This window comes from Clostridia bacterium, from assembly GCA_014360065.1.
In the GTDB taxonomy this organism is placed as follows: Bacteria; Bacillota; DSM-521; order Neomoorellales; family JACIYF01; genus JACIYF01.
In genome coordinates, this window is record JACIYF010000025.1 from 18838 (window position 1) to 30326 (window position 11489).

At 55.0% G+C, this 11489-nt stretch carries 10 protein-coding genes; all 10 read left to right on the forward strand.

Going from position 1 to position 11489, the window contains the following annotated elements:
* Positions 1–6 precede the first annotated feature (6 nt).
* The 10 genes from H5U02_05825 (at position 7) to H5U02_05870 (ending at position 11410) form a co-directional block, all read left to right on the forward strand.
* Positions 7–339, forward strand: a complete 333-nt coding sequence (locus H5U02_05825; GenBank protein ID MBC7341949.1) for a serine kinase — start codon at positions 7–9, stop codon at positions 337–339.
* 24 nt (positions 340–363) lie between these two features.
* Entirely contained in the window at positions 364–1116 is a 753-nt protein-coding gene (locus tag H5U02_05830) for a PHP domain-containing protein (protein ID MBC7341950.1), read from the forward strand.
* 56 nt (positions 1117–1172) lie between these two features.
* Complete coding sequence (gene nuoE / locus H5U02_05835) at positions 1173–1655, forward strand: NADH-quinone oxidoreductase subunit NuoE (GenBank protein ID MBC7341951.1); 483 nt, start codon at positions 1173–1175, stop codon at positions 1653–1655.
* A 28-nt stretch (positions 1656–1683) separates the two neighbouring features.
* Positions 1684–2232: an ATP-binding protein gene (locus H5U02_05840; protein ID MBC7341952.1), complete on the forward strand. Its 549-nt coding sequence runs from the start codon at positions 1684–1686 to the stop codon at positions 2230–2232.
* A 3-nt stretch (positions 2233–2235) separates the two neighbouring features.
* On the forward strand, positions 2236–2598 hold the full coding sequence (locus H5U02_05845; protein ID MBC7341953.1) for a (2Fe-2S) ferredoxin domain-containing protein: 363 nt from the start codon (positions 2236–2238) through the stop codon (positions 2596–2598).
* Positions 2599–2614: 16 nt separating this feature from the next.
* Positions 2615–5653 carry an NADH-quinone oxidoreductase subunit NuoF gene (gene nuoF, locus H5U02_05850; GenBank protein ID MBC7341954.1) on the forward strand — a complete coding sequence of 1013 codons (3039 nt, stop codon included), beginning with the start codon at positions 2615–2617 and terminating at the stop codon, positions 5651–5653.
* 21 nt (positions 5654–5674) lie between these two features.
* Complete coding sequence (locus H5U02_05855; protein MBC7341955.1) at positions 5675–7417, forward strand: iron hydrogenase small subunit; 1743 nt, start codon at positions 5675–5677, stop codon at positions 7415–7417.
* A gap of 106 nt (positions 7418–7523) precedes the next feature.
* Positions 7524–8009 (forward strand): NADH-quinone oxidoreductase subunit NuoE, encoded by a 486-nt coding sequence (gene nuoE, locus H5U02_05860; protein MBC7341956.1) that lies wholly within the window; start codon positions 7524–7526, stop codon positions 8007–8009.
* 22 nt (positions 8010–8031) lie between these two features.
* On the forward strand, positions 8032–9651 hold the full coding sequence (nuoF, locus tag H5U02_05865) for an NADH-quinone oxidoreductase subunit NuoF (protein MBC7341957.1): 1620 nt from the start codon (positions 8032–8034) through the stop codon (positions 9649–9651).
* Between the two features lie 34 nt (positions 9652–9685).
* Positions 9686–11410, forward strand: coding sequence for an iron hydrogenase small subunit (locus H5U02_05870; GenBank protein MBC7341958.1), 1725 nt, complete (start codon positions 9686–9688; stop codon positions 11408–11410).
* The last annotated feature ends 79 nt before the right edge of the window (positions 11411–11489 follow it).

Here is an 11489-nt window from a genome sequence, read left to right on the forward strand (position 1 = left end):
AACTGGATGGTAGTAGAGGATTTTGTCAGAGCACTTAACTTGGAAGTTAAAAACGCTGGTAGGCCGGGACGCAGGATCACGGGTGGATATTGCTCAGACTTATTGAGCGAAGTTATGGGCCATGCCACTCAGGGGAATATCTGGTTTACGTTACAGAGCCATCCCAACGTAGTGGCGGTGGCCAGCCTCTTGGACCTGGCGGCGGTGGTTATAACTGAGGGGCACCAGCCTTCAGAGGAAACTTTGGCTAAAGCCCGGGACGAGGGGGTAACAGTCCTAACCACGTCGCTATCCACCTTTGAGGCCGCGGGCCAGCTTTACCAGCTGTTGGCGAAATAGAGCTGGATTGACGGAGAAATCGATATGCTTCTTGAGGTGGCTGCTGATCTGCATATTCACAGCGCGCTTTCGCCTTGTGCCGAAAGGGAAATGACCCCGCCGGCATTATTGGAATTGGCAGCCCGAAGGGGCCTAGGACTCTTGGCCATTACGGATCATAATAGCGCTCAAAACGTAGAAGCCTTCATGAGAAAAGCTTTAGAATATGGCATTACCGTGCTCCCAGGGATGGAAGTACAGACTCGCGAAGAAGTGCACATCGTGTGCTTGTTTCCGGGGCTTGGGGAAGTCAAGGCTTTGGAGGAAGTGGTGTATCGGCACCTGCCGGATCGATTAAACGATGAAAGGTATTTTGGACCGCAGGAAAAGGTAGATGCCCAAGGGCAGGTAATAGGCCGGGAGGAACGGCTGCTTCTTACCTCGACTGACTTGAGCGTTGACCAAGTGCGGGCGATTGTGAAAGATCTCAAGGGACTATTTATTCCCGCCCATGTCGATCGGCGATCCTTTAGCTTAATTAGTAACTTGGGGTTTATACCTGAGGAGCTAGCTCCAGATGCGGTAGAGATATCTCGGCATCTGGGCCCAAAGGAAGCCAAGCGTCGATATCCTGAACTTAATAAGTTCACGCTGGTTAGCTCCTCTGATGCCCATCGCCTGGAGGAAATCTTGCCCCGGCGAACGGTGTTTATGATGGAAGAAATAAGCTTTAGCGAAATAATTAGAGCCCTCCGAGGCCATGACGGAAGAAAGGTGGTGGTACTGGCGGAGGGCTAAGTGTTTATGGGATTGAGATGTTTATTATCAGCGTAGGTGAAAGGAGGAACTAGGGAGTGGAAGCCAACGGCTGCAAGTGCGAAGAAGAGCTCTTTGCTAAGTTGGACCAGGTTATTGACCAATACCGCGGGCAGCCTAGCGGTTTAATCCAGGTGTTGCACCAAGCCCAAGAGTTGTTTGGGTATCTTCCCTACGAAGTTCAGGAGCGGGTGGCGGAAGGGCTGGGCGTACCCCTTAGTGAGGTTTATGGGGTTACCACCTTTTATACTTTCTTCTCCCTCTATCCAAAGGGAAGGCACCAACTCAAGGTCTGCAAAGGTACTGCCTGTTATGTGCGCGGGGCCAACAACGTCATTGATCGCTTAGAAAAGGAATTGGGCATTAAACCTGGCGAGACCACCGAAGACCGCCGGTTCTCTTTGGAGGTGGTGCGGTGTCTGGGAGCATGTGGCCTAGGGCCGGTAATGATGGTAGATGAGGACGTGCATGCCCGGCTGAAACCCGATAAACTGCCCCAGATCCTGAGTCGGTACGAATAAAGGGGAAATAAGGAACTGAGGAGCGCCAATGCGCGAGCTTTCGCTTCACATTCTTGATTTGGTGGAGAATTCTTTAGAGGCTGGGGCTACCCAGGTGGAGATTGAAATTAGGGAAGACCTCAAGCAGGACCTCTTTTGCTTCCGAGTCCGGGACAACGGTCGCGGTATGGACGAGGATACCCTGCAGCACGCGGCGGACGCTTTTTACACTAAGCGTTGCACCCGCAAGTTTGGATTTGGGTTGCCGCTTTTAAAGGCAGCTTGCGAGCGCTGTGAAGGGAAACTGGTGCTTGAGTCAAAGCCTTGGCAGGGGACCATTGTGACAACCACTTTTCGCTATAGCCATTGGGATCGAGCCCCCCTGGGAGATATAGCTACCACCATCTTTCTAGTTCTGGCGGGCCGGCCCGATGTTAAGTTGTACTATCGGCACTGGGTAGACGGAAAGAGCTTTGAGTTCTCCAGCGAGGAAGTCAAGCGGCGCTTGGGCCCAGTTCCTTTAAACCATGTAGCGGTGCTGGATTGGTTGAAGGGCTACCTAGCGGAAAATATAGGTCATTTATATGGAGGTGCATGACGGATGAAATCCTTGGCCGACCTCGAAAACCTGAGGCAGAAAGCCCAAGAAGCTATGAAGGTCAGAGAAGGCATGAAGGAGACCAAGGTAGTTGTAGGCATGGGCACTTGTGGTATTGCTGCTGGAGCTCGGGAAGTCATGAGCGCAATTCTCGATGAGCTAGCCAAGCGGCAGCTGGCTGATGTGACCGTTACCCAGACTGGTTGCGTCGGACTTTGCGAATACGAGCCGCTGGTGGATGTAATTAAACCAGGACAGCCCAAGGTTACCTATCATCATGTGGACCCCGAAAAGGCGCGCCAAATAGTTGTCAAGCACGTGGTCAATGACCAACCGATAGGGGAATGGGTAATCACCAGTCGATAAGGGGGGTCTGTAGGAGATGGAACTGTACCGCGCCCATGTTCTGGTTTGTGCCGGAGCTGGATGCGTGTCCTCAGGTTGCAAGGCAGTCAAAGACGCTCTGGTAGATGAGATTGCCAGATATGGCTTGGAAAAAGAAGTCCGGGTAGTAGAAACCGGTTGTATGGGCCCATGTGACTTGGGTCCGGTCATCGTGGTCTACCCGGAAGGAGTTTTCTATCAGAAGGTCAAGCCGGAAGATACCCAGGCCATAGTTGGCGAGCATTTATACAAGGGCCGGGTTGTGGACCGTCTGGTTTATCGGGCTCCTGGCACTGAGGAAGCGCAGCAAACCTTTGAAGATATTGATTTCTTTAAGAAGCAGACCCGCATCGCTCTGCGCAATACCGGCATCATCAATCCAGAATCGGTGGAAGAGTATATAGCCCGAGACGGGTACCGGGCCTTGGGGAAAGTGCTGTCCTCCATGACTCCGGAGCAGGTAATTGATGTGGTAAAAAGGTCGGGGTTGCGCGGCCGGGGTGGGGGCGGCTTCCTGACCGGCCTTAAATGGGAGTTTACTGCCAAAGCTACGGGTAGCCCCAAATACGTGGTTTGTAACGCTGACGAAGGTGACCCAGGAGCCTTCATGGACCGCAGCGTCCTCGAGGGGGACCCCCATTCGGTCCTGGAAGCCATGGCCATTTGTGGCTATGCTATTGGGGCTCACCAAGGGTACATCTACGTGCGGGCTGAATACCCCTTGGCGGTAGAGCGCTTAGGCATTGCCATTAAAAAAGCCCGGGAGTACGGGCTCTTAGGGAAAAATATTTTTGGCACTGGCTTTGACTTTGATGTGGAGATCCGGGTCGGAGCCGGGGCGTTTGTTTGCGGTGAGGAGACTGCCCTATTGGCTTCCATCCAGGGCCGTAGAGGCGAACCGCGGCCACGGCCTCCTTTCCCTGCCAACGCTGGCCTGTGGGGCAAGCCGACCGTAATTAATAACGTTGAGACCTGGGCTAATATTCCCGTGATTATCCTCAAGGGCCCGGAATGGTTTGCCTCCATTGGGACCGAAAAGAGTAAGGGCACTAAGGTTTTTGCCTTGGCCGGCAAGATTAACAACACCGGCCTGGTTGAAGTACCCATGGGAACCTCATTGGGGGAGATTATTTACGACATCGGCGGAGGCATTCCTAGGGGCAAGAAGTTTAAAGCTGCCCAGACCGGAGGCCCGTCGGGAGGTTGCATTCCTAAGGAGTACCTCAACGTACCCGTTGATTACGATTCCCTGACCCAGCTAGGCACCATTATGGGCTCTGGCGGCCTGATCATCATGGACGAAGATACCTGTATGGTGGATCTAGCCAAGTTCTTCCTGGAGTTTGTGCAAGATGAATCTTGTGGCAAATGCGCCCCTTGTCGGGTAGGCACCAAGAGGATGCTGGAAATCCTGGATCGAATTAAGCGGGGCGAAGGCCAGGAAGGGGATATCGAACTTCTAGAAGAGCTCGCCTATGGGATCAAGAACTCGGCCCTGTGTGGGTTGGGGCAAACCGCTCCCAATCCAGTGCTCAGCACCATCCGTTATTTCCGGCACGAGTATGAGGAGCACATTCGTGACAAATATTGCGCTGCCTCGGTTTGTGCTGCTCTGTTCAAGAGCCCATGCCAAAACACTTGCCCAGCAGGAATCGATGTGCCTATCTACATTGACCATATTAAGAATCGGCGTTTTAAGGAAGCCTACGAAACCATCAAGCATGATAATCCCTTCCCAGTAGTTTGTGGGCGAGTATGCAACCATCCTTGCGAGAGCAAGTGCCGCCGCGGTCAACTGGATGATCCTTTGGCCATTCGCACCCTCAAGCGCTTTGTCGGCGACTATGTGCTGGCTAAGGGTAATGGGGAGGCTCAGGTGGCCAAGCCCGAAGCTAGGCTGGAGGGGAAAGTAGCAGTAATTGGCGCTGGGCCAGCCGGCCTCACCTGTGCCTATTACCTGGCTCGGAAGGGCTACCAGGTTACAGTGTTTGAGGCCCTGCCAGTGGCGGGCGGCATGATGGCAGTGGGGATTCCCGACTACCGGCTGCCGCGTAAGACGCTGGAGGCGGAAATCGATACTATCCGGGCTCTAGGCGTAGATATCCGGACTGGCGTCCGGGTGGGGAAGGATGTGACTCTGGACCAGCTTAAGGATCAGGGTTATCAGGCTTTCTTCTTAGCTGTGGGCAGTCACCAAGATCAAAAGCTCAACATCCCTGGCGAGGATTTGGGCGGAGTCTATTCCGGGGTGGCTTTCCTGCGCGACCTGAATCTGGGCCGGAGCTTTGATTTTAGCGGCCAGAAGGTCGCTGTCATCGGCGGTGGCAACGTGGCCATTGATGCTGCCCGATCGGCTTTGCGCCTAGGAGCAGAAGGGGTAACGGTATACTACCGAAGGACCAGGGAGGAAATGCCTGCCCTGCCAGAGGAAATTGCCGAGGCTGAGAAGGAAGGAGTTACCTTCCAGTTCCTAGTGGCTCCAGTGGAAGTTTTGGGCAATCAGGGCCAGGCCCAAGCCTTGAAGCTAGAGTATATGCGCTTGGGCGAGTTCGACAAAAGTGGCCGGCGGCGCCCTGAACCCACCGGGCAAGTAACTGAAGTAGCAGCCAACGTAGTCATAGCCGCCATTGGTCAGACTGCTGACCTGAGCTGGATACCGGCGAGTATGGGATTAGAAACCGGTCGCGGCGTGGTCATCGCCGACTCGCGCACCATGACCACCAACGTTCCTGGGATCTTTGCCGGTGGCGACTGCGTGACCGGACCAGACACGGTGATCCAGGCCATTGCTGCTGGGAAGAAAGCTGCAGCCAGCATCGACAAGTACCTGGGCGGCGACGGGATGGTGGCGCCGCTGCTTGAGGTGGAACGAAAGGTCAGCGGCGAGATCATTGAACAAGAAGCCCGGCGCATCGCTGAGCCGGCTCTGGATGTGAGCGATCGGCTGGGTAGCTTTAAAGAAGTGGAGCTAGGGTTTGATGAGGAAATGGCAGTAGCGGAAGCCTCTAGGTGTCTGCGCTGCGATGTTACCGATTAACCGCCAGGGGGAGGGAGATAGATGGGACTGGTTACCTTAACCATTGACAATCGCCAAGTAGAGGTCGAAGAAGGTACCACAATCCTCCAGGCGGCCAAGAAGTGTGGTATAGAGATTCCAACCCTTTGTTACCTGGAGGAAATCAACGAAATTGGCGCTTGCCGCATGTGCGTAGTCGAAGTAGAGGGAGCTAAGGCTTTACAGGCATCGTGTGTGGCTCCAGTAGCTCCTGGGATGAAGGTAAAGACCAACTCGCCAGCAGTCCGGGCCTCCCGGAAGCTGACCCTGGAGCTATTGTTGTCTAACCACCCGGAGGAATGCCTGACCTGCCTGCGCAACCAAAACTGTGAGCTACAGAAGTTGGCCGAGTCCCTGGGGGTTCGCCGGGTAAGGTTTGGCGGGGCCAGGACCGAGTATGCCATCGATGATTCCAGTGCTTCCATCGTGCGCGACCCGCGCAAATGTGTCCTCTGTCGCCGCTGCGAGGCGGTATGCGATAAGGTGCAGACGGTTCACGCCATCTATGCTCAAGAGCGCGGCTTTGATACGGTCATCGCTCCTGCTTTTGGGGCCCGCATGGGTGAATCCATCTGCGTCAATTGTGGCCAGTGCAGCTTGGTTTGTCCCACCGCAGCCATCACCGAGCGCGACCAGACCGAAGAAGTATGGGCGGCCTTGGCTGACCCCAACAAGCACGTGGTGGTTCAGACTGCACCAGCTACCCGGGTCTCGGTAGGGGAAATGTTTGGCCTGCCGCCGGGCAGCATCGTCACTGGCAAGATGGTAGCTGCACTTAGGCGGCTAGGTTTTGACCGGGTATTCGACACCGACTTCACTGCCGACTTGACCATCGTGGAGGAGGGCAGCGAATTAATCCAGCGGGTACAGACCGGAGGAGTGCTACCACTTATCACCTCCTGTAGCCCCGGATGGATTAAATTCATCGAGACCTATTACCCTGATCTTCTGCCCAATCTTTCTACCTGCAAGTCACCCCAGCAGATGTTCGGGGCTTTGGCCAAGACCTATTACCCGCGCAAGGCAGGAATAGACCCGGCCAACGTGTTCGTGGTTTCCATAATGCCTTGCACTGCCAAGAAGTTCGAAGCCCAGCGACCGGAGATGGCCTCCAGCGGCTATCGGGACGTGGATGTAGTTCTTACCACTAGGGAATTAGGGAGGATGCTCAAGGAAGCGGGAATCGACTTCAACGCTCTTCCGGAGGAAGACTACGACGATCCGCTGGGAATCTCCACCGGAGCTGGGGCCATCTTTGGTGCCACCGGAGGAGTTATGGAAGCAGCGCTGAGGACCGCTTATGAGCTGATTACTAAGAAAGAACTTGGCAATATCGACATCGAAGCCGTTCGCGGTTTAGAAGGGGTTAAGGAAGCCTCGGTCCAAGTGGGCGACTTAACGGTCAAGGCGGCGGTAGCGCATGGGCTGGGCAATGCCCGCAAGCTATTGGACAAAGTTCGTGCGGGCGAGGCCGATTATCATTTCATCGAGATCATGTGCTGCCCGGGCGGCTGCATTGGTGGCGGCGGACAACCCATTCCCACCAACACCGAGATTCGCCGCCAGCGCATTGCCGGCATCTACGACGTGGACCAGGCTATGAAGATCAGAAAGTCGCATGAGAACCCGGCAGTACAGGTGCTTTACAAAGAATTCCTAGGGGAGCCCTTAGGGCACAAATCCCATGAGCTTCTGCATACCCACTACACTTCGCGCAGCAAGTATACAGGCCAGCCGGTTAGTTAATGGTGGCTGGGAAGGGGCCGGGCAGTCGCCGTGCCCGGCCCGGCCTAGGGCCTAGGCCCAAGCTTAAAGTATGAGCCTTAGCCAAATTTAGGAGGTGGAGAAATCAATGGCAGTAGCAGAGAAGGCGTTGGGGGAAGCAGGTCGCAGAGCAAAGGTAGAAGCCATAATTGCCGCTAACCAGGGTAAACCGGGGGCGCTCTTGCCTATCCTCCGGGGCATTCAGAGGGAGTTTGGGTATCTGGCGGAGGCAGATCTTTTAGCCGTGGCCCAAGCGTTAGGCCTACCCATGAGCAAGGTCTACGGTACTGCCACCTTTTACAGCCTTTTTGCCCTAAAGCCTAAGGGCAAGTACGTGATCCGGGTTTGCGAGAGCGCACCTTGTCATGTGGAAGGCTTTCCTGAGATTCTGGAAGCCATTAAGGCCGAGTTGGGAATTGGCCTAGGCGAGACCACGCCAGACTGGAAGTTTAGCTTGGAGACCACCAGTTGCATTGGCGTTTGCGGAGTAGCCCCGGCCATCATGATCAACGACGAGGTCTATGGCAACCTTACTCCTGAGGCCATTCCGCAAATCCTGGCCCAGTACAAATAGCCCGTGAAAGGAGGCTTGAGGAATGCAGTTCTATCGCTCCCATGTACTCGTCTGTCATGGAACCAATTGTTCTTTAAAGCATAACCGGGCCATACGAGAGGCTTTAGTACAAGGCATCAAGGCCCAAGGCTTAGATAAGGAAGTAAGGGTAGTGGAGACGGGATGCTTTGGCCTTTGTGAGCAGGGGCCCACGGTGGTGGTATATCCGGAAGGAGTGGTCTACTGCCAGGTCAAGGTCAATGATGTGCCGGAAATAGTTGAAAAGCACCTGTTGAAGGGCCGGATCGTAGACCGCCTACTTTATCGCCCGGCCGAGCTTAAACCGGTTCAGACCTATGACCAATTTGACTATTTCAAGGGCCAGGTTCGGGTGGTGTTGCGCAACTGTGGCCTCATCGACCCCGAGTCTATCGAAGAATATATTGCCCAGGGCGGCTACCGAGCTTTGGGCAAGTGTCTGACCAGTATGTCTTCAGATGAAGTTACTGAAGTTATTAAGAATTCGGGATTGCGCGGCCGCGGAGGGGCGGGCTTCCCCACTGGACTGAAGTGGAGCTTTGCTCGCCGAGCGGCTGGCCAACCCAAATATATAATCTGCAATGCTGATGAAGGCGAGCCGGGAACCTTTAAGGACCGATTGATTCTTGAAGGTGACCCTCACTCCATAATTGAGGGTATGGCCATAGCCGGATATGCTGTGGGAGCCAACCAAGGTTATGTCTATATCCGGGGCGAGTATACCTTGTCCATTGAGCGTTTACGGAAGGCCATTGACCAAGCGCGGGAGTATGGGCTTCTAGGTAAGAACCTGTTTAATTCTGGATTTGACTTTGATATTGAAATTGCCATTGGCGCTGGGGCCTACGTTTGCGGGGAGGAAACCGCTTTGATTGAGTCGCTGGAGGGTGGTCGCGGCGAACCGCGGATTAAACCTCCCTACCCAGCTGATTACGGGCTATGGGGTAAACCGACAGTGGTCAACAATGTGGAAACCCTGGCCAACGTCCCGGTAATCATTGAGCGAGGAGTAGACTGGTTCCGGAGTTTGGGCACCGAGCGTTGCCCAGGCACCAAAGTATTTACCTTGTGCGGCGACGTGGTCAATCAAGGCCTAATTGAGGTGCCCATGGGCATCACCTTGCGGGAGGTGCTCTATGATATCGGCGGCGGCATTCCTAATGGTCGGGAGTTCAAGATGGCTCAAACCGGAGGTACCTCGGGAGGCTGTATTCCTAAAGAGCTTCTCGATGTGCCCATGGACTATGATCAGATGGCTGCTGCTGGCACCGCGCTGGGGTCGGGAGCGCTCCTCATCATGGACGACCGCCACTGCATTGTGGACGTGGCCAAATCCTTTGCCCGCTTCTTCGTTCACGAGTCTTGTGGGCAATGCACTCCTTGCCGTGAGGGCACCATGCAGCTATATCGCATAGTTGACAAGATGACTCGCGGCGAGGCTGAGGAGAAGGATGTCCAACTCCTCGAAGCCTTAGCTGAAACCATGCGCCTGAGCCCGTTGTGCCCGTTGGGACAGACTGCTCCTTTCCCAATCGTCACTACCCTCAAGTATTTCCGGGATGAGTATGACGCTCACATCAAGGAGAAGAGATGTCCTACCGGCACCTGTAAGGCTTTGGCCTAAGGACTAAAACCAGCAAGAGAGGGGTGTAAAGCGAATGGATATGGTCACCTTGACCATTGATGGACAACAGGTTCAAGTAGAAAAGGGCAGTACCATCTTAGCAGCAGCCCAGAAAATAGGAGTGGACATTCCTACCCTGTGCCATCACCCGGATATGGAGCCGCGGGCGGTGTGCCGCATGTGCGTAGTTGAAGTTCAGGGACAGAAGACCTTACAAGCCGCCTGCGCTTATCCGGTAGCCGAAGGCATGGTGGTACGAACCAATACACCAGCAGTACGCCAAGCAAGGCGAATTAATCTTGAGCTTATACTGGCTCACCACCCCCTGGAGTGCAATACTTGTGAGCGCAACCTGCACTGCGAGCTCCAGAGCGTGGCTGAGCGCCTTGGCGTACGGGAAGTCCGGTTTGATAGCTATGTTCGGGATTTTCCCATTGATGATTCCAGCCCTGCCATCGTTCGGGACCCCAGGAAATGTATCCTGTGTCGGCGTTGCGTAGTGGCTTGCCAGGAGACCCAAGGAGTAGGGGTGCTGTTTCCAGCCCAACGCGGCTACGAAAGCGTGGTAGCCCCTGCTTACGGTAAGCCGCTGATGGAGGTTGCCTGCACCTTCTGCGGGCAGTGCATCCACGCTTGCCCGGTGGGTGCTATCAAAGAGAAAGACGATACTGCCCGGGTCTGGGAGGCCTTATCGGATCCCACCAAGCACGTGGTGGTTCAGACCGCCCCGGCTACTCGGGTTTCCTTGGGGGAGGAGCTGAAGCTTCCGCCTGGTAGCATTGTAACTGGGAAAATGGTGGCTGCTCTTCGTCGGTTGGGCTTTGATCGGGTCTTTGACACCGACTTTACCGCCGACCTTACCATCATTGAAGAAGGAAATGAGCTGATCGAAAGGCTGACCCATGGTGGGGTCCTGCCCATGTTCACCTCCTGTAGCCCAGGATGGATTAAGTTCTTGGAACACTTCTATCCCGAGTTTATACCCAACGTCTCCACCTGCAAGTCGCCCCAACAGATGTTTGGCCCGCTGGCCAAGACCTACTATGCCCAGAAGGCTGGCATCGACCCCAAGGATATGTTTGTAGTATCCATAATGCCCTGTACGGCCAAGAAGTATGAGTGCACCCGTCCGGAGATGTTTGCAAGCGGCTACCAGGACGTGGATGTGGTTCTTACGGTTAGGGAACTAGGCCGCATGATCCGCGAGGCCGGGATTAACTTTGACGGGTTGGAAGAGGAGGATTACGACGATCCTCTGGGAATCTCCACCGGGGCAGCAGCTATTTTTGGCGCCACCGGAGGGGTTATGGAGGCAGCCTTGCGAACCGCCTACGAGCTGGTTACCGGCAAGACTCTGGACCAGCTTGACTTCGTGGCGGTACGTGGTATGCAAGGGGTAAAGGAAGCCAGCGTTGACATGGGAGGGACCACGGTCAAGGTGGCGGTGGCCCACAGTTTGGCCAATGCCCGAAAAGTGCTGGAGGCCATCAAACGGGGGGAGGCCGACTACCACTTCGTCGAGATCATGTGTTGCCCGGGCGGTTGCATTGGCGGCGGTGGTCAGCCCATCCCGACCACCAATTCGGTGCGCCAGAACCGCATCGATGCCATTTACGAGGTGGATGGCAAGATGCCACTACGAAAGTCCCATGAAAACCCAGCTGTGAAAGTGCTGTACGATGAGTTCTTGATTAAGCCCCTAGGGGAGAAATCCCACCAGCTCTTGCACACCCATTATGTGGCTAGGGAAAAATACTAGGACCAAACTTCGCTACAGATAACCGGGAAGCGACTGATTTTAGAGGAAGCCGGCGGGTGGGTCGGGCGACCCACCCGCC

Bases quoted from the DNA above. Each gene is read 5' to 3' on its own strand.
- H5U02_05825 (MBC7341949.1), top strand. From the start codon at position 7: ATGGTAGTAGAGGATTTTGTCAGAGCACTTAACTTGGAAGTTAAAAAC.
- H5U02_05830 (MBC7341950.1), top strand. From the start codon at position 364: ATGCTTCTTGAGGTGGCTGCTGATCTGCATATTCACAGCGCGCTTTCG.
- H5U02_05840 (MBC7341952.1), top strand. From the start codon at position 1,684: ATGCGCGAGCTTTCGCTTCACATTCTTGATTTGGTGGAGAATTCTTTA.
- H5U02_05845 (MBC7341953.1), top strand. From the start codon at position 2,236: ATGAAATCCTTGGCCGACCTCGAAAACCTGAGGCAGAAAGCCCAAGAA.
- nuoF (MBC7341954.1), top strand. From the start codon at position 2,615: ATGGAACTGTACCGCGCCCATGTTCTGGTTTGTGCCGGAGCTGGATGC.
- H5U02_05855 (MBC7341955.1), top strand. From the start codon at position 5,675: ATGGGACTGGTTACCTTAACCATTGACAATCGCCAAGTAGAGGTCGAA.
- nuoE (MBC7341956.1), top strand. From the start codon at position 7,524: ATGGCAGTAGCAGAGAAGGCGTTGGGGGAAGCAGGTCGCAGAGCAAAG.
- nuoF (MBC7341957.1), top strand. From the start codon at position 8,032: ATGCAGTTCTATCGCTCCCATGTACTCGTCTGTCATGGAACCAATTGT.
- H5U02_05870 (MBC7341958.1), top strand. From the start codon at position 9,686: ATGGATATGGTCACCTTGACCATTGATGGACAACAGGTTCAAGTAGAA.